Genomic DNA, 17837 nt, shown 5'->3' on the forward strand with positions numbered 1-17837 from the left:
GGTCGGGGGGTGACACGGTCGGAGCGCCGTCGGAGCGCGGCTGGGACCGGGCGGTACATCAAGGTGAGCTCGACCCGCAGAACCCACTGGGTCATGTCGGCCGGGCAACCGAACGCGGCACCTCGGCCCTGAAAAGTGCACCCGTGTTCATGGCCTGCTCCCCCTCAAGACGAAACAAGAGGCGGAAGGCGCGCACATCTAGTGCTTGAGACCGGCTTCGGTGACGCTGTAGCGCGGTGCCAGCAGACCACCGGCGAGAGCGATGAATCCGATCAGCGTGAGGATGCCCGCGCTGGGCCAGAGGGTGTCTCCGGTGAAGGTGAGCGCGGCTGTCGCGACCAGGGGCACGCAGCCGCTGAGCAGACCCGCGAAGTTGGCGGAGACGGCCACCCCGCTGTAGCGCACCTGCGCCGGGAACAGGCTCGTGAGCACGGCGCCGGAGACGGCGTACGGATAGGAGACCGCGGCGACACCGACGGTCATCGCCGCCACGACGACAACGGGGCTCGCCGTCCCGATCGCCCAGAACACCGGGAAGGCGAGCGCGATGGTGGCCAGTGCCCCGCCGATCACGACGCGGCTGGAGCCGTACCGCTGTCCGAGCCGGCCCCCGGAGACGATGACCGGGATCTCGACTGCGGCGGCGATGACGGTCGCCAGCAGCAACATGGAAGAGCTCAGGCCGAGAACCCGCTGCCCGTAGCTGATGACGAACGTGGTGACGAGGTAGAAGCCGCCGGCTCCGATGAGCATGATCGAGGACCCGATCAGCAGTTGCCGCCAGTCACGGCGGAAGAGCTGACGCAGCGGCGTCTCCGCCACGGTCTCCTCCGCCTGGAGGGCCTTGAAGGCGGGCGACTCCTCCAGCTGACGTCGGATCGCGACCGAAACCGCCAGCATCGGCAGGGCGAGCAGGAACGGCACCCGCCATCCCCACGAGTCGAAATTGTCCGGTGAGAGCAGTACCGAGCAGAGGAAGAACGCACCCGAGGAAAGGATCGTGCCGACCGGAGAGCCGAGCTGGGGAATGCTGGCGTAGACGGCGCGTGAGGAAGCAGGCGCGTTCTCGGCGGCGATGGTGACCGCTCCACCCCACTCGCCGCCGACACAGAGTCCTTGCAGGATCCGCAGGACGATCAGCATCACGGGAGCGGCCACCCCCAGAGAGGCATACGTCGGCAGCAGGCCGATGAGCACGGTCGCCGCCCCGATGCCCACGATCGTCGTCATCAGCACCTGCTTGCGGCCGACCCGGTCCCCGAGCCGGCCGAACAGCAGGCCGCCCAGCGGGCGGGCCACGAACCCGACGGCGAGGGTGGCGAATGACGCCAGCGTCGCGGCGAGGGCGTTGCCGGAGACGAAGTACTGCACGTTGAACACGACCGCCGCGGCCGTCGTGAACAGGAAGAAGTCGTACCACTCCATGGCGGTGCCGACGAACGCCGCCACGGCGACTCGGCGCGCGACAGCGCGGTCCATGGTGCCCGGCGGCTCGGTGATGGGGACGGCTGCTGTGTCGCTCACTATGAACTCCGGAAGAAGACGGGCCGGACGCTGGTTGGCTTTCATTCGACCCCGGGCCGGATCATCGGACCATTGCAGCCCGCCACCGATTTCAGCAAGATGGTTGTGCACACGCACAACCGCCAGGACATTGCCGGGAGCTCCCCATGAAGGATTTGGCCGAGCGCAAGAGGGAGTCCCTGCCGCGCTGGCGGGAGCTGGTCGCCGCCATGACCAGTGAGGTCGACGCACTGGCGGAGACCTTCCTGGGCAAAGTGGATGACATCGATGGATACCGGGCGGGCCCGGTGGGCGAGGAGCAGCTGCGGGAGTCGGCGCGCGACTCGCTGGCGTTGATCCTCAGCGCGGTCGCCACCGACTCCACCACGACCCAGCTGAGCTCGCTCCCCGGCGAGCTGGGGCGGCTCCGGGCACGCCAGGGGGTGCCCGGCGAGGATCTCGTCGCCGCAGTGCAGCTCGACTTCGGACTGCTGTGGTCGGCGATGCTGACTCGCGCCCGGGACAGCGACATGGCCGTACTGGCCCTGCATGTCGAAAACCTGTGGTCGGTGGTCGATGACTACGCCCGCGCGGTGCAGCAGAGCTACCTGGAGGAGCGGGCGCTCCTGGCCGCCACCACGCGCGACGAGCAGCGCACCTATCTCGCGGAGCTGCTCGGCCCGGCCGGCCAGTCCCCCCGGGACGTGCAGAACATCGCGCGGGCCCTGGGCGTCGAGGCCGATGCCGTCTTCCGCGTGGTGGTGGCCGATGCGGCGGCCTCTCAGCATGCGCACCGTGCCGCCGCGCGGGTCACCACTCTCGGCGAGCAGCTCTTCGTGCTGAACCAGCCCGGACGCGTCGTCCTCCTCTGGCCGGCTCCCCGGTCGGGCGGACTGCAGGAGCGCCAGCTGCAGCAACTGCAGGGGATGGCGGGCGGCCTCGTGTCGGATGTTGCGGGACTCGGTGCCGTACCTGCGGCGACGGCGACAGCCTTCGAGATCTGCCGGACACTCCGGCCCGACGACAACAGGCTGGTCACCCTGGCGCAGGCATGGACCCGCGTGACGAAAAGCCAACTCGACGAGCAACACGGCTTTTCCGCCGCGCTGCTTGCCGGCCTCGGCACGGTGCCACCATCGGAACGGGACGTGATCGTGGAGACGATCCGCGCCTACCTGGCGACCGGCAGCCTGTCGGCGAGCGCCGAGCGCCTGTACTGCCATCGCAACACGGTGCTCAACCGCCTGGGCCGCTTCCAGAAGCTGACCGGACTCGACGTCACCATCCCCGATCAGGCCGCGCTGGCACTGGTGGCCCTGGCCTAGAGAGGTCGACCGTCCCACAGCCACCACCACCCGGCAGGCGACACGCACCCGACCAGCCCCCGGGCCCCTTACCGCCAGAGCCCGAACAACCGGCACAGCCCGCGAAACACCAGACCGTGGGATTGCGGAGCATGACGGCGTCCCTCGAAGCGGCCTTCGCACTTCTGCGCTGGTTCCGCCGACTGCGTATCCGCTGGGAAATCCGCGCCGACATCCACCAGGCCCTCCTCACCCTCGGCTGCGCAATCGTCTGCCGGCGGTGCCTCAAAAAAGCAGTGCTGATCTGAGCCTCAGCTCGAACCGCCGACCAGTGCCTCGCCGAGCGGGGTTCGCCGGTAGAGCACCGACCGTCCGGACCGGGCGCGGACGAGCAGCCCCGCGCCCCGCAGGATGGCGAGGTGGTCTCCTACCGCGCCGGGTGCCATGGCGAGGCTTCGGGCGAGGTGACTGGTGCTGGCCGGGGCGTCCAGCGCCACCAGCAGCCGGGCCCGGGCCCGGCCGACCAGAGCGGTCAGCGCGTCCGGTTGGGGAACGGTCTCCTGTTCGCCCCACAGGGCGGCGGTGCCGCGGGCAGGATAGACCAAGGTCCTGGGCCAGGGGTCTTCCAGGTGGGCGGCGATATTCGCGACGAAGACCGAAGGGATCAGCAGTAGCCCGTCGCCGGCGAGGCGGACCGTTCCGCCTCGGGGGAAGAAGCCGAGCTCGATACCGCCGGCGCGCCAGGCGATGCTCGGGTGCAGGCTCTCGATGGTCGTGGCCCATCCGTGTTCGCCGATCACACCCACCCGGTGCACGACATCGCGCTCACAGATCGCGCGCAGTTGCGGCCAGTCCGGGGCGAGCAGCTCGTGCCACGCCTGGTCCATCGCCTCGGCGATCCTGGAGACGGCGTCCGTCGAGTCCAGCACTGCGCGTACGCGGGGATCACGGGCGGACGGGCCGGTCGCGGTGGTGGCGAATTCGTGGCGGGCCGCTTCCAGCGGTGTGCTCCGGATCGTGGCCAGGTCGTCTGCCCAGGTCTGGTTGAGGCCGCGCGGGGGCGGGGCGACGAAGTTCGGTCCGGATCGCGGGGCGTGCAGGGCGAGGGCAGCGTCCAATTCGGTCTCGCGGCGAAGCCGTTCAAAGGCCGGCAGGAGCCGGGTGGCCCAGGCTCGCGGCAGCGGCCGGTCTTGGCCGGCGAGCGAGCGAAGCAGTAGGCAGAGGTCCAGCGCGGGCGACAGTGCGAAGCGGCTGCGCAGCAGGTCCTCGACGGAGACTTCGAAGCGGAGCACCCTGCGATGCTACCGCGGGACGTCTGTTCCGATTCGTCCAGCGACGAATCATTGGTGAGTGGCGTGGGCGCACGGCGAGGCTGGGAGCCATGACCCCAACCGCCGAACCTGCGCAGGTCAACCACCGTGCCACCTACCGGGAGGTGCTCGCCGAGCCGCGATTCCGGCTGCTCTTCTCGACCCGCACCGTCGCGATCACTGCGGGCGCGCTGCGGATCACCACGTTCTCGGTGCTGGTTTTCGCGGCCACCGGCTCCGCGCTGTTGAGCGCACTGGCCTTCGGCATCGGCTTTCTCCCGCAGTTGTTCGGCTCGCTGCTGCTGGGCTCGCTGGCCGACCAACTGCCGCCCCGCGCGCTCATCGCCGGCGGCTACGCCTTGGAGTGCGCCGCCGCCCTGCTGCTCTCCCTGGTGCGGATGCCGATCGCGGCAAGCCTCGGTGTCGTGGCGCTGGTCGCCCTCGCCACACCGGTGTTCGGCGGCGCGTCGAGTCGGCTTGTCGCGCAGTGGCTGAAGGGCGACGCCTATGTGCTGGGCCGTTCACTGAACAACATCGCCTCCTCTGGCGCGCAATTGTTCGGTCTGGCGCTGGGAGGTGCGGTCGTCGCGGTACTCGGCCCGCACCGGGCGCTCGCGGTGAGCGCCGCCCTCTACCTCGCCTGCGCCCTCGCTATCCGCATCCGGCTACCCCGGCTGCAGCCGGGAGAGTTCGGCGGCCCACCCGGCGGCGCTCGGGGCAATGGCGGGGCCGTTCGGGCGAGCCTGCACGGTGCCGGCCTGCTGCTGCGCGGACGCACGGTGCGACGACTGATGCTGGCCCAGTGGCTACCGTCCGCGTTCGTAGCGGGCGCGGAAGGCCTGATCGTCGCCTACGCGGGAGGACGCCACTTCGCGCCCGGCTGGTACGCGGTGCTGATGGGCTGTCTGCCGGTCGGCATGCTTGTCGGCGACCTGCTGGTGGGCCGACTGCTACGGCCACCCACCCGGGAGCGACTGGTGGTCCCGCTGATTGCGCTGATGGGACTGCCGCTGGTCGGCTTCGCCGCCGAGCCCGGAGTGGGCGTCTCGGCCTGTCTGCTGCTGCTCTGCGGCGTCGGATTCGCCTACGGTCTCGGCCTGCAAAGGCCGTTCCTGGACGCCCTGCCGGAGGATGGCCAGGGCCAGGCATACGGTCTGCTCGGCTCCGGCAGCATGACGCTGCAAGGCGTCGGGCCTGCCTCCTTCGGCTCCGTGGCCTCAGGCATCGGAACAGGCGGCGCAATCGCCCTGGCAGGCGGCGCGGCGGCGCTTACCGCCGGCTGGATTCTCACCTGGCACCCACTCACCTCCCCGGGCCCCGTCCCGAACTACTCAACGGGATCATGGAACGGCACCGAACAGCATGCCTGTAGTTCTCCTGCGCAGTAACCGTCGCAGGTCGGGTCGGACACGAGCCGTCACGCACCCCACCCCCACGTCTCCCTGACAGACCGCCATTCCCGATGGCTCACGGTGTGACGAGTCCTGAGGCGTAGCTGTGCCGGGAAACTCCATGCTCTGGTGTGGCGTTACGCGTCTCGGTCGGCTTCCTGAGCCGCAAGCTCCAGTCGGCTTCGATAGCCCTCCCACCACGCCGAGTCGCCCGGCGCCATGCTGTCGTTTGCCTTGTTCATCCCGACGGCACCGTCCATGAGTTCCCGGAGGATGTCGGCATGGCCGGCGTGCCGGTGTGTATCGGCAATCACGCGCACCACGGCATGATGCAACGTCACCTCGTCCCTGCCGCTGGGCCACCACAGCACCTTGCCGACCGTGTCCAGCGCCAGCGCGTCGATCGTCGCGTCCGCGTGCGCCCACGCTCGGTGGTAAAGCTCCACGACGAACTCGCGCGTCTCACCGGCAGTGGCCCACATATCCGCGTTGGGCTCAGCGCCGTCCTCGAGCCAGGGCAGCGGTTCACCGGACGGCCGTCCGAAGGTGTCGCCGAGGTAACCCAGCTCCACGCCGGCCGCGTGTTTCACCAGGCCGAGGAGATTCGTACCGCTCGGCGTCGCGGGACGGCGGATGTCGTACTCGGAGAGCCCATCGAGCTTCCACAGCAAGGCATCGCGGGCGGACTGCAGAGAGAAGTGAAGATCAGCCTTAGGGTCTGATGCGGTCATGGGGCCAGTCTGCCGCTCGCATGATCTCTGTCCACCATTCGCGGCGAATCCGATCACCTGACGCAACGAGAGAAACGGACACGTGCCGTCATCTCTCCTTGATACTTCACGATCCACCACGCCGATCGTCGGCGTAAGGACTGCCACTTCCATGGCCCCGGAGTGCCCGCAGTGCACCAGGGGGCCACCGCCGTCGGGCCGCGGCGGCGGCAGCCCTCCCCGGAGGTTTCAGCCCTTGCGGGGGTAGAAGCCGCCGCCGGCGTCGCCGTGGGCCGTGCAGTCCATGTCGCGGTAGCGGTCGACGAAGGTGCCGGTGAGGCCGGTGAACCCGTCGTACGTCTGGTCCAGGGGCAGGTCATTACTCACCCTGAACCGAAGCTGCACGTGGACGGACTCGCGGGGCTTCAGCGTCTTCGGGCCGGGGATGGTGCCGCCGGCGTCTCCACCGGCCTGGCGCAGCGTCTTCCAGGCGCGCTGCGAGGTGTCCCAGTACTGCAGATCGCCGTACGGGCTCAGGTCGCGCTCGCCCTCGTTGTAGACATAACTGCCCAGCTTGGCGCTGAGTTCTAAGGACTTCAGCTCCTTCGCCGAGGCGTTGGTGAGCGTGGCGGTGTAGGTCGTCCAGTGAGTGCCGAGAGTGATCGACTTGGGTATGCCGAACGAGCGGCCCACGAAGGTGTTGTCGTGGTACTGCCCGTAGGCGGTGTCGAGGTCGTAGCACGTCGGGATTTCCTCGGCAGGGGCTGCCTGGGAGGCGGGCGCGGCGGCCACCGCCACGGGGAGCAGGGCGGCCGTCGCGGCCGAGACCGACAGGGCGCGGCGCAGATTCATGAAGATCTCTTTCCTGGCTCTTCGGACCCTTGAAGCCTCTGTATGGAGTGTCATTGAGCTCTAAAGGCTGTGGATCCTTGGGCTATCAGGTTCTTGGAGAAATGGTTGGGCTTACGCGGTGACATCCGTGTCACCCGGACCGGCCACGCCCTTGCGGCGGCGCACGCCGATGACCGCACCCGCGCCGACGACCATCGCGGCTCCGCCGGCGAGAGCGATCGCCGGGAGCGCGGACGAGGAGCCGGTCGCGGCGAGGTGGGCGCCGCCCTGCGGGCTGAGGGCTCCTCCGGTGGAGTCGGAACCACCCGTACCGCCGCCGGGCACGGCGCTCTGGCTGGGCTCGGCCGTGCCACCCGGCTTGCCCGGGTCGCTCGGCTTGGTGGTCGGGGGCTGCGTCGGCTTCGTGCCCGCGGGGAGGATGGTGAAGTCGTACCAGGCTTCCTTGGCCGAACCACAGGAACCGTCGCGGTTGCGGTAGTCGCCGGCGGCGAGCGCGTACCCGGCGCCGGGCTTGGCGTCCTTCACCACGCGGGTGCGCAGTTGGAGCGTGATGGTGCTGCGCGGACCGACGGCGAGGAACCCGAACAGGTCGTCGGGCGCCGCGTCATGGAAGGTCTTCCACCGCCCCGTCTTGGCGTCGCGGTACTCGGTCTCCAGCTCCCGGTACGGCCGGTCGACGTCTTCGGCAGAGGACACCAGCAGGAAGGGCTGGACCTCCCCCAGGGACTTGCCGGTGGTGTTGGTGAGCGTCATGGAGAAGGGGGTCCAGGCACCGCCAGCAGTCAGCTGGGACGGCAGCCCGCGGACGGCCACGTGCAAATCACCGGCCTCCTTGCCTCCACCGGTGGCAGCACCCGCGCCAGGGGCCCCCTCAGTGGTCCCTTCGGCGGTCCCGGCAGCTTTCGGCGGCTTCCCTGGGGCGGGACGGGCGGACCCGTCGCGGTCCTGGGATGCCGAGCCACCGGCAGCGGCTTCGCCCGGGCGCGGCGGCTCGTCCGGGTTACCCGCTCCGCCGCCGCTCTCGTATCCCAAGTGCTGCCTGGGCAGCACAGGTTGATGTTCGTGATGGTCAGGCCGTGCGTGACGCATGGTGTGCGTGAGTGCGCTTGCAGACATGCGTACATGCGCACACCTGCGCCTCGTGCATGACCACTCGTGCTGCGAAAAGGTTGCAGTAGCGGCACCATTGCGGGAGCAGCGGCGGCCGGCCACCAGGCTTCAACCAGAGGGCCCACGGCGGACGCAACCCCGTCGCACGCTGCTCCGACCAGCTCAAGAGCTTCCGCGGCATCGGCACCCGAAACGGGCAGACCGCCACCTCCTACGAAGCAGCGGTCACACTCGCATCACTCCGGCCCTGGGAAAGAGCCGTTCGAAGACGGGGCCGTGGGGCCGCCGACGCCTCCGGGCTCAGCATGGCGCGCCGTTCGCCTCACATCAACATCGTGTGGCGTCCGTCCACACCGCGAGCTCCGCGGCACCCCGACGGACTGCTGATTCCGGGTCTCGGGCGAGCCATCCGCAGGCCGCTGCGACATCCGGCACACTGCCCGGCCCCGCGAGAGCGTCCTCCACCCCGGTCTGCATCCAGTCGGCATGATTGTCATCGGCCTCGGCAACCGCGAGGGCGATGAGCCTTACGGAGGCCATCGTCCCCACCCTGGCCAGCGCCTCGGCCGTCCGTCGCGTCACCGCTGTGTCCGCAACGTCCAGCAGCAGACTCACCAACGCCTCAGCAGCTTCAGGAGCATCAGCGAACGGAGCAAGGTCGCGCCCGGCACGAGCACGCGTCGCCCACGAGGGAGACGAAGCCGCGGCCAAGGCCGCCTGCAACCCACTCATCGGCGCTGACATATCCAGACGGTCTCATGCCTCAACAGGGAGGCCGACGCCGATACGAGTTCGCCATGCCTTCATCGCAGCGCCCCGGTGTCAGCCGATGGGGTTGACGAAGGTGGCCGGATGGGTGGCACCACGCTGGTCGACGAGCGCGTCCCACGGCCAGTCCAGGGTCAGCGAGGTGGTCTCGTTCGGCGGGGTGATGACCGCGAAGGCGGGCTGCCAGAAGCCCTCCTCCTCCTTGGTCAGGGCTAGGTTGATCGTGAAGTCGGTGCTGTCCCCGGGGTTCAGGGTGATCGAGCCGTGCTTGGCCGACGAGCGTTGCAGCGACCAGACCCCACCGCCGTTCTCCGTCTTGAGGTCCACGCCCGGGAAGCCGCCGATCTTGCAGGTGTGGCTGCCCTTGTTGGTCAGTACGACGCTGGTGGTCGTCGAGCCGCCCGCGTCAGGGTCCGGGGTCGCGTCCTCGCCCGTGGCGAACGACGCCTTCAGGCCGGAGGTGTGGCAGCGTTCAACGCCCGAGCCCGCCTTGCCGGCGTTGGCGGCCTGCCCGCTGCCCGACTGCTTGCCCGCAGCGCCCGCCTTGCTGTCAGCCTTGGCGCCGGGGCCCGCCTGCGAGTCGGAACCCTGCGCTCCGGCGGAGGAGCCCGCGCCGCTGGATTCGGCGGCGGCCTTGCCCGCGTCCGTGTGTGCCGCGGGCTTCGCGTCGGCCGCGTCGGAGCCGGAGCAGGCGGTCAGGGTGAGGCCGGCGACGGCGGTCAGGGCCGCGGCGGCAACGCGCAGGGTGCGGCGGCGCGCGGTGCGGGCAGTGGTGCTGGAGCTCATCGGGTCCCCCGGGTCAATCGATGTCGTTGTTTCCTCGGTACGTCACCCACTCTGATCGGCGCTCCTGTCGCAAGGCTGCCGCTCCACTAACGTCCGGCTAACACGGGTGTGAGGGGTGGCGGGACGCCAAGGAGAAGGCGGGCCGGGCCGGCGACCACAGCGGCCTCCCGCGGGACACGTCACGGGCCCGCCCTCAGAACTTGTTACGGCACGCTGAGCGCGGCTAGAGCGTGCCGAAATCGGGAAGGGTGACCGAGCCGTCCTCGGCGAGGGGGAACCCTGGGTTGTGCGCGATCTCCCAGACGTGGCCGTCCGGATCGACGAAGGCACTGGAGTAGAAGCCGATGGCGTTGACGGCCGCCGGCTTGGTGATGGTCCCACCGGCCGCCTCTGCTGCCGCGAGCAGAGCGTCGACCTCGGCCTCGGACCGGACGTTGTGCGCCAGCACGATGCCGCCGAATCCGACCGCCTGCCCTGGCTCCAGGCCGCAGTCCTCCGCAAGTTTGTCGCGGCCCCACAGGACCAGTCCCAGGCCGCCCGCCTGGAAGAAGACGGTCTCCTCGACTTCTTGCCCCCGCCAGCCAAGAGCCTCGTAAAAGCTTTTGGCACGAGCCAGATCGGAAACCCCCAGCGTGACCAGAGTGATGCGCTGCTCCATGCGGTTACGGTACGCCGCCCGTGGCCATGGCCAACACGCTTCTCATCAGCCACACCTGAAACACGCCCAAGTGGACTACCCGGGGCCCGTGGCCGCTGGTTGAAGGGAGGGACGTCTCCAGGCTCGTGTCCCAGCAATTCCTCCGAATGTTCCGTGCCGTGCGGGCCGGCGGAAGGGCACACTCACTCCATGGCGGACATGCAGGCATTCCGGGACGCGGTCAGCCGCTGGGCGGCCGGCGGTCCCGGCGATCCGGCGAGCGATCTGGCGGCACAACTGGAAGTGCGGACAGCGGTGCTGCTGGAAGGACCGAGCGACCTCGCGGCCGTCGAGGCGCTGGCCGCCCGGCGTGGCCGGGACCTGGCCGCGGAAGGGGTGTGCGTCGTGCCGATGGGCGGGGCGATGAGTATCGGCCGCTACGCCGGCCTTCTCGGGCCACCCGGTCTCGGCCTGCGCCTGACGGGACTGTGCGACGAGGGCGAGCAGCGCTTCTACGACCGAGGCTTGAAGCGTGCCGGGGCGCCGCACCAGGACTTCTTCGTCTGCGTGGCGGACCTGGAGGACGAGCTGATTCGCGCGCTCGGCACGGCGCGGGTCGAGGACATCATCCGCGCCGATGGCGACCTGCGGGCCTGGCAGATCTTCCTGCGCCAGCCGGCGCAACACGGTCGGCCCCGGCACCAGCAGTTGCGGCGTTTCCTCGGTACGAAGAAGGGCCGCAAGATCCGCTACGGCCGTCTGCTGGTGGAGGTCCTTGACCCCGGACAGGTACCGGCCCCGCTCGACGACCTCCTCGCGAGTCTGTGACGGAAGCTCGGAAGCCCGGGCACGGCCGCTTCGAGCGCGGGGATTTGTCTGATCGCCCGGCGGCCGACCCTCTGGCGCGAGTCACTGACCGGGGGTCATGTCCTCGCGTCAGTACCTCAGAACCTTCTCGTGCACGATCTCAAGCCGTTCCGCAGCGATGAGGCAGGTGACAGGCTCTTGACCGTTCGCGTCCGCTTCGAAGGCGACCAGAACGGACGGTGCCTCTCCGAGCTGACGGGTGACTCGCATCGACTCCTCGGCCGTCGGCGGGCGGAAGGCCGGATCGTGAAACATCGCCGGACAGCTGACGAAGGCCGGGTCCCCGAAGACCAGCTCCAAGCCGTGGTGGTAGGTGAGGTCGTGGCCGGCGGCCAATCGAAGTCGGCCTGCGTCCCAGGCGATGACTTCCCAGTCCCACCAAGACCCCTCGGGGAGTTGGATCGCAGGGTGCTGATGCTCGGTGTCCACCGTCGGGCCCTCCTCCTGTTCGAATGATCGGCAGGCTATCCAGAGGGGGCACCGTGGCGGCTGAGGCGGACGCCAATAAGCGGCCCTCGCGGCACGCCTGGGCATCGAACGAGTGGGGCTCTGCGCACCGGGTACCCCTGACCGGCGGAATGACGCTGGACGGTAACCTGCACCGGTCAACATCACGTTGACCTTCATTCACGTCGTCAACCATGGGGGACCAAAGCCGTGTCCGCACCGCCGCCCTACCCGAACCAGCCTCAGCAGCCGTACGGACACCAGCAGCCCCCGCAGCAGCAGTACGGGTACCAGCAGCAGCCGCCGCAGCAGTACGGGTATCAGCAGGCCCCGCCGCAGTACGGTCACCCGAAGGGGCCGCAGCAGCCGTACGGTCAACAGCAACCGCCGCGCGGCCCGCAGAGGCAGCAGCCAAGTGCATTGCAGCGGCTGCTGAGTCTGGCCGTTGTGCTGGCCGTCATCGGCGGCGTTGTCTGGTACGTGGTGGACTACAACACCAATCCCAATGGCGGCAAGGCCGCGAAGGAAGCCTCGGCGTCCGCCTCGGCCAAGGCATACGACGACGAGCACAACGCCAAGGTCGGCGACTGCGTCAAGATGACCGGCTCCGGTGACGCCGTGGAGATGACCATCGTCGACTGTTCCTCACCCGAGGCCCAGTACAAGACGGGCGACGTGATCGGTGGCAACGAGAAGTGCGGGCCGCAGTACGTGCGTAGCATCGTGTACTCGTACGACCACCGCCCCACTACCACCTGGTGCTTCACCAAGGCATGACCCCGCAGCCGACCGGCCGTCGCCCACCCACGGGCGGCGGCCGTCGTCATGCTCATCCCGTTACGGACGCCGGCTCTCCGGTCATCGGACAACGGCGACGCCGTTGAGAAGGCGGCCGAGTCTGTCGACGCCGCCCGCCTCTTCCGGAGACGTGGCTACTCCGGGATGTCGACCCGCGACCTCACCGCTGCCGTCGGGAGGTCGAGCTCCAGCCTCTACGCCGTCTTCGGCAGCAAAGCCGGGCTGTACGAGCGGGCTCTCGTCGCACGCATCGAGCGAGCGGTTCAGGACGGGGAACTCGTCGCCGGGGCCGACGCGGCGGCCCTGACCGGGCTCGTCCAATCCGTCGTACACGGCTTGTCGGTGCGAGCGAACCTCGGCACAGCCCGGAAGGACCTGCTGACGACGGCACGGCTCGCCCATGAGCTGGTCTGCCGACAACTCACGATGTAGAAGGGCATAGCTGTGCCGAAGGGGGCCCCGCGTGTGTGCTGTTGGCACGCGTGCGGGGCCCCGGTCGATCCGGTTGGAGAGTCAGTCCCCGTCGGTTTCGAAGGTGCGCAGCAAGTCGGCTGCGACACTCACGGCGATGGTCGCGGGTTCCTTGCCGGTCATGTCCGCCAGCCCGATCGGGGTCTTGATCCGATCGATGGCGGCCTTGTCGTGACCGCCCTCGGTGGCGAGGCGCTTGTGGAACCGCACCCACTTGGCCGCCGACCCGATCAGCCCGATGGAGCCGAGGTGGGTGGTGCGCAAGGCGGCGTCGCACAGGGCGGCGTCCTCGGCGTGGTCGTGGGTCATGATCAGGATGTGGGTACCGCGCGGCAGCTCCTCCAGCACCTCCTCGGGCAGCAGTGGCGTGTGATGCACATGCACCTGCGCCACCGCGTCCGCCAGCACGTCGAGCCGCTCTTCGGTGAGGATGTCGGAGCGGGTGTCGATCAGATGGAGATCGAGGTCCTGGCGTGCCAGGATGCGCGCCAGTTCCAGCCCGACGTGTCCGACGCCGAAGATCGCGACCGCCCGTACCACCGGCAGCGGTTCGAGGAGCACGGAGACCGTGCCGCCGCAGCACTGCACGCCGTGCCGGTTGGTCACCTTGTCGTTCAGGGCAAAATCAATCAGCTCCGGCTCCGGCTTGGCCACGGTGATCATCTCCCGGGCCCGATCGATCACGACGGCCTCGACATTGCCGCCACCGATCGAGCCCCATGTCTCGGTCTGCCCCACCACGAGTTTGGCACCGGCGTCGCGCGGGGCATGGCCGCGCACGGTCGCGACGGTCACCAGCACACCGGGCTCCCGGCGGGCTCTCAACCGTGCGACCGCGGCGACCCACGTCATGTCAGGCACCGCTCAACGCTGCGGCGTCGGTTCGGTTCCTGCCGTCGACGACCTGGCCGTTGGCGGCAGACCCGTTGTGGACGCGCCCGTTCCGTGAGGCATCGCCCTTGCGGGCCGCCTGGATCGCCCAGTACACCGCCTCCGGCGTTGCGGGCGAGGCCAACTCGACGCAGACCCCGCTCGGCCCGAACGCGGCAGCGGCCTGCCGCAACGCCTCTCGCACCGAGAACGCCAGCATCAGCGGAGGCTCACCCACGGCCTTGGACCCGTAAACGGCGCCCTCTTCGGTGGCGTTCTCCAGAAGCGTGACGTGGAACTCCTCGGGCATCTCCGAGAAGCTCGGCAGCTTGTAGGTGCTCGCGGCCTGGGTCAGCAGCCGGCCGCGGTTCGGCCCGTCACTGGCGTCCCACCGCATGTCCTCCAGCGTCAGCCAGCCTGCGCCCTGCACGAAACCACCCTCGACCTGCCCGATGTCGATCATCGGGGAAAGGCTGTCGCCGACATCGTGCACGATGTCCACCCGCCGGATGCGGTACGCGCCGGTGAAGCCGTCCACCTCCACCTCGGCCGCGGCGGCGCCGTGGGCGAAGTACTTGAACGGCGTGCCCCTGAACGTCTTCGCGTCCCAGTGCAGACCCTCGGTCCGGTAGAAGCCGGCCGCCGACAACTGAACTCGCTGGAAGTACGCGGTGCGCACCAGGTCGTCCCAGGCCAGCTCCTTGTCGCTGCCCAGGCTGCGCGCGATGCCCTCGACGATGCGCACATCGGAGGCATTCGAACCCAGCTGTGTGGCGGCCACCTGCAGCAGCCGCTCGCGCAGCTGCTCGCAGGCGTTCTTCACCGCCGCGCCGTTGAGGTCCGCCCCGGCACTGGCGGCGGTGGCAGAGGTGTTGGGCACCTTGTCGGTCCGCGTCGGGGCCAGCCGCACCTTGCGCAGCGGGATACCCAGCGTGGTCGCGGCCACCTGGAGCATCTTGGTGTGCAGGCCCTGGCCCATCTCGGTGCCGCCGTGGTTGATCAGGACCGAGCCGTCCTTGTAGATCAGCACCAGCGCGCCGCCCTGGTTGAAGGCGGTGAGGTTGAACGAGATGCCGAACTTGATGCCGGTGATCGCAAGTGCCCGCTTGGTGTTCGGGTGCGCGGCGTTGAAGGCAGCGATCTCGCGCGTGCGATCGGCGACGCCGGCGTTGTCCCGGACCTGCTGCCAGACGGTGGAGATGCGTTCGGGGTGAACGACCGGCTGTCCGTACGGCGTGGACTGACCCTGCCGGTAGAAGTTGCGTTCCCGCAGCTCCATCGGATCCAGGCCGAGCAGCGGCGCGCACCGGCCCATGATGTCCTCGATCACCAGCATGCCCTGCGGTCCGCCGAAGCCGCGGAAGGCGGTGTTGGAGACCTTGTTGGTCTTGGCGATGCGGCCGGTGATGCGCGCGTTGGGAATCCAGTAGATGTTGTCGATGTGGCACAGCGCACGGGCCACCACCGGCTCGGACAGGTCCAGGCTCCAGCCGCCGTCAGCGGTCAGGGTGGCTTCCAGTGCCCGGATGCGGCCGTCGGCGTCGAAGCCGATCTTCCACCCGGCGTGGAACCCGTGCCGCTTTCCGGACATGGTCAGGTCCTGCGTCCGGTTGAGCCGCAGCCGCACCGGCCGACCGGTCAGCTTGGCGCCGAGCGCGGCGACAGCGGCGAAGCCGTGCGGCTGCATCTCCTTGCCGCCGAAGCCGCCACCCATCCGCAGACACTGCACGGTCACCTCGTGGCTGTGCAGACCGAGCACGTGCGCGACGATTTCCTGGGTCTCCGAAGGATGCTGGGTGCTGCTCTGGACGAACACCTGCTCGGCCTCGTCGATATGGGCCAGCGCCGCGTGCGTCTCCAGGTAGAAGTGCTCCTGATCGGAGAACTGGAACTCGCCGGTGAACACGTGCGCGGAGTCGGCGAAGCCGGCGTCGGGATCGCCGGTCAGCATCACGGGCCGAGCGCCGTGAAAACTGTCGGCCGCGATCGCGTCCTGCAGCGTGATCACGGAGGGCTGTTCGTCGAGTTCCACCTCGACGGCCGCCGCACCGAGCCGGGCCGCCTCCAGGGTCTCGGCGAGCACCCAGGCGACCGCATGGCCGTGGAACATGACCTGGTCGGGGAACAGCGGTTCGTCGTGCTTCATCCCGGCATCGTTGACGCCTGGCACGTCGGCACCGGTCAGCACACGGACCACACCGGGCACCGCGAGCGCGGGCTCGGTGCGCAGCGCGGTGATCGTGCCGTGGGCCTTCATGACCTGGACCGGGTGGGCGTGCAGTACGTCCTTGGTGCGATGAACCAGGTCGTCGGTGTACAGCGCGTTGCCGGTGACGTGCAGGGTGGCACTCTCGTGGGGCATCGAGATGCCGACGACAGGCTTTTCGGGCCGCTCGGACAGATGACTCATGACGACACCGCCTCGGTGGTTTGCGCGTACAGCTTCAGCAGGCTCTGGCCGAGCATCGCGGAGCGGTACTCGGCGCTGGCACGATGATCGTTCATGGGTGTGCCCTCGACCTGCAGCACTCCGGCCGCGGCCTCGACCGTGTCCGCCGTCCACGGCTTGCCCTCCAGGGCCGCCTCGGTGGCGAGGGAGCGGATCGGGGTGGCGGCCACGCCGCCAAGGCCGATGCGTGCCTTGCGGACGATCCCGTCCTCGATGTCCAGCGCGAAAGCGACTGCCACGCTGGAGATGTCGTCGAAGCGCCGCTTGGCGATCTTGTGGAAGGCCACGACCGGCGACAGCGGCAGCGGGATGCGCACCGCGCGGATCAGCTCGCCGGGACGGCGCACGCTCTGCCGGTAGCCGGTGAAGTATTCCGCGAGCGGGACCTCGCGCTCACCGTCGGCGTCGGCGAGCACCACCGTCGCCTCCAGCGCGAGCAGCGCAGGCGGGCTGTCGCCGATGGGGGAACCGGTGCCCAGGTTTCCGCCGAGGGTCGCACCGTTGCGGATGAGCCGGGAGGCGAACTGCGGGAAAAGCTGTGCCAGCAGCGGGATGTCGCCGTCGAGGCGGCGTTCGATCTCGGTGAGCGTCAGCGCCGCCCCGATCTCGATGTGGTCGGACTCGACGCGCAGCGCGCGCAGTTCGGGCAGCCGGTCGATGGCGACGACACAATCCGCCCTGCGGGAGCGGATGTTGACCTCCACGCCCCAGTCCGTGGAACCGGCGACCAGCACCGCGTCGGGCCGCTCACGCAGCAACCGCAGCGTTTCGGCCAGGGTGTTCCTCCGCAGGAAGGTGCTGTCGTCCTGGGCGTATTCGGTGGCGACCGCTGCGGGCGCGGACTGCTCGCGACGCTGCGCGAGCGGGTCCTCGTCGGTGGGCGCGCCGACGGCGAACGCGGCATCGCGAATCGGGCGATAGCCGGTGCAGCGGCACAGGTTTCCGCTCAGCGCGTGCAGATCGAATCCGTTCGGACCGTGCTCGGCGTCGGTGCTGTCGGCCGGGCCCGCGCCGTCGGCCGGGTCCGCGTGGGCGCAGCGGTCGGGACGGTAGTACTCGGCGGCCATGCTGCAGATGAAGCCCGGCGTGCAGTATCCGCATTGGGAGCCGCCGCGGACCGCCATCTCCTCCTGCACCGGGTGCAGGATGGGTGGCGTGCCGGGTTCGCCGGAGGTGGCGAGACCTTCGGAGGTGACGATCTCCTGACCGTCCAGCGCCGCCACCGGGACCAGGCAGGCGTTGACCGCCACCCAGTCGGTGGGCTTGTTCACCCCCGGCCGGGCCACCAGGACAGAACAGGCGCCGCATTCACCTTCGGCGCAGCCCTCCTTGGTGCCGGTGAGGCCACGCTCGCGCAGAAAATCCAGCGTTGTGGTGTGGGGTGCGGCCGGTGAAATCGGTGTTTCTTTCCCGTTGACCGTGATCCGCGCGGCTACCATGTCAGGCCTTCGTTTCGGGGCGCGATCGGTCGATTCATCATGTTCGCCAATTTCAGGCAGCTTTCTGTGTTCAGACGCGCCGCGTAAGAGGAACGGGCGCAGAACGGCACGCGACAGCGACGTGC

The 17837-nt window shown here is 69.3% G+C and carries 17 protein-coding genes; 6 read left to right on the plus strand and 11 right to left on the minus strand.

Features of this window, described 5'->3' with window-relative positions; translation table 11 throughout:
- Positions 1-198: 198 nt before the first annotated feature.
- A complete protein-coding gene (locus QOM21_RS01760) occupies positions 199-1524 on the minus strand; it encodes an MFS transporter (RefSeq protein ID WP_407547709.1) in 1326 nt (441 codons plus the stop codon).
- Positions 1525-1670: 146 nt separating this feature from the next.
- On the opposite strand from QOM21_RS01760, the gene QOM21_RS01765 reads away from it, so the two are divergent.
- Both QOM21_RS01765 and QOM21_RS01770 read left to right on the plus strand, forming a co-directional pair.
- Positions 1671-2828: a PucR family transcriptional regulator gene (locus tag QOM21_RS01765; protein ID WP_407547710.1), complete on the plus strand. Its 1158-nt coding sequence runs from the start codon at positions 1671-1673 to the stop codon at positions 2826-2828.
- A 131-nt stretch (positions 2829-2959) separates the two neighbouring features.
- On the plus strand, positions 2960-3115 hold the full coding sequence (locus tag QOM21_RS01770) for a hypothetical protein (RefSeq protein ID WP_407547711.1): 156 nt from the start codon (positions 2960-2962) through the stop codon (positions 3113-3115).
- A 3-nt stretch (positions 3116-3118) separates the two neighbouring features.
- Here QOM21_RS01770 and QOM21_RS01775 read toward each other — a convergent pair whose 3' ends face one another.
- The gene (locus tag QOM21_RS01775; RefSeq protein WP_407547712.1) at positions 3119-4099 is read right to left on the minus strand and encodes an ArsR/SmtB family transcription factor; all 981 of its coding nucleotides are present in this window, start codon (positions 4097-4099) and stop codon (positions 3119-3121) included.
- Positions 4100-4188: 89 nt separating this feature from the next.
- On the opposite strand from QOM21_RS01775, the gene QOM21_RS01780 reads away from it, so the two are divergent.
- Positions 4189-5505, plus strand: a complete 1317-nt coding sequence (locus QOM21_RS01780) for an MFS transporter (RefSeq protein ID WP_407547713.1) — start codon at positions 4189-4191, stop codon at positions 5503-5505.
- 140 nt (positions 5506-5645) lie between these two features.
- On the opposite strand, the gene QOM21_RS01785 is transcribed toward QOM21_RS01780, so the two are convergent.
- From QOM21_RS01785 to QOM21_RS01805, 5 genes are all read right to left on the minus strand, one after another.
- Entirely contained in the window at positions 5646-6239 is a 594-nt protein-coding gene (locus QOM21_RS01785) for a DinB family protein (RefSeq protein WP_407547714.1), read from the minus strand.
- 228 nt (positions 6240-6467) lie between these two features.
- Entirely contained in the window at positions 6468-7070 is a 603-nt protein-coding gene (locus QOM21_RS01790) for a hypothetical protein (protein WP_407547715.1), read from the minus strand.
- Positions 7071-7181: 111 nt separating this feature from the next.
- A complete protein-coding gene (locus QOM21_RS01795) occupies positions 7182-7889 on the minus strand; it encodes an LPXTG cell wall anchor domain-containing protein (RefSeq protein WP_407547716.1) in 708 nt (235 codons plus the stop codon).
- Positions 7890-9002: 1113 nt separating this feature from the next.
- Positions 9003-9734 carry a DUF4232 domain-containing protein gene (locus QOM21_RS01800; protein ID WP_407547717.1) on the minus strand — a complete coding sequence of 244 codons (732 nt, stop codon included), beginning with the start codon at positions 9732-9734 and terminating at the stop codon, positions 9003-9005.
- 223 nt (positions 9735-9957) lie between these two features.
- Positions 9958-10392 (minus strand): VOC family protein, encoded by a 435-nt coding sequence (locus QOM21_RS01805; RefSeq protein WP_407547718.1) that lies wholly within the window; start codon positions 10390-10392, stop codon positions 9958-9960.
- Positions 10393-10581: 189 nt separating this feature from the next.
- Here QOM21_RS01805 and QOM21_RS01810 point away from each other — a divergent pair, with 189 nt between their 5' ends.
- Entirely contained in the window at positions 10582-11199 is a 618-nt protein-coding gene (locus tag QOM21_RS01810; RefSeq protein ID WP_407547719.1) for a TOPRIM nucleotidyl transferase/hydrolase domain-containing protein, read from the plus strand.
- A 108-nt stretch (positions 11200-11307) separates the two neighbouring features.
- Here QOM21_RS01810 and QOM21_RS01815 read toward each other — a convergent pair whose 3' ends face one another.
- Positions 11308-11667 (minus strand): hypothetical protein, encoded by a 360-nt coding sequence (locus QOM21_RS01815; RefSeq protein WP_407547720.1) that lies wholly within the window; start codon positions 11665-11667, stop codon positions 11308-11310.
- A 228-nt stretch (positions 11668-11895) separates the two neighbouring features.
- Between QOM21_RS01815 and QOM21_RS01820 the strand changes: the two genes are divergently transcribed.
- Both QOM21_RS01820 and QOM21_RS01825 read left to right on the plus strand, forming a co-directional pair.
- Entirely contained in the window at positions 11896-12462 is a 567-nt protein-coding gene (locus QOM21_RS01820; RefSeq protein ID WP_407547721.1) for a hypothetical protein, read from the plus strand.
- 48 nt (positions 12463-12510) lie between these two features.
- Positions 12511-12915, plus strand: a complete 405-nt coding sequence (locus QOM21_RS01825; RefSeq protein WP_407547722.1) for a helix-turn-helix domain-containing protein — start codon at positions 12511-12513, stop codon at positions 12913-12915.
- An 81-nt stretch (positions 12916-12996) separates the two neighbouring features.
- Here the strand turns inward: QOM21_RS01825 and xdhC are convergent, their stop codons facing one another.
- Genes xdhC through QOM21_RS01840 form a run of 3 tightly spaced genes read right to left on the minus strand, consistent with a single transcriptional unit; the run spans position 12997 to position 17712 of the window.
- Positions 12997-13806, minus strand: coding sequence for a xanthine dehydrogenase accessory protein XdhC (xdhC, locus tag QOM21_RS01830; protein ID WP_407555554.1), 810 nt, complete (start codon positions 13804-13806; stop codon positions 12997-12999).
- Between the two features lies 1 nt (position 13807).
- Entirely contained in the window at positions 13808-16234 is a 2427-nt protein-coding gene (xdhB, locus tag QOM21_RS01835; protein ID WP_407547723.1) for a xanthine dehydrogenase molybdopterin binding subunit, read from the minus strand.
- Complete coding sequence (locus tag QOM21_RS01840; RefSeq protein WP_407555555.1) at positions 16231-17712, minus strand: xanthine dehydrogenase small subunit; 1482 nt, start codon at positions 17710-17712, stop codon at positions 16231-16233. The genes xdhB and QOM21_RS01840 overlap by 4 nt, the downstream gene beginning before the upstream one ends.
- Positions 17713-17837: the final 125 nt, after the last annotated feature.

The sequence above is a fragment of the Streptomyces sp. Pv4-95 genome (assembly GCF_045782725.1).
In the GTDB taxonomy this organism is placed as follows: domain Bacteria; phylum Actinomycetota; class Actinomycetes; order Streptomycetales; family Streptomycetaceae; genus Streptomyces.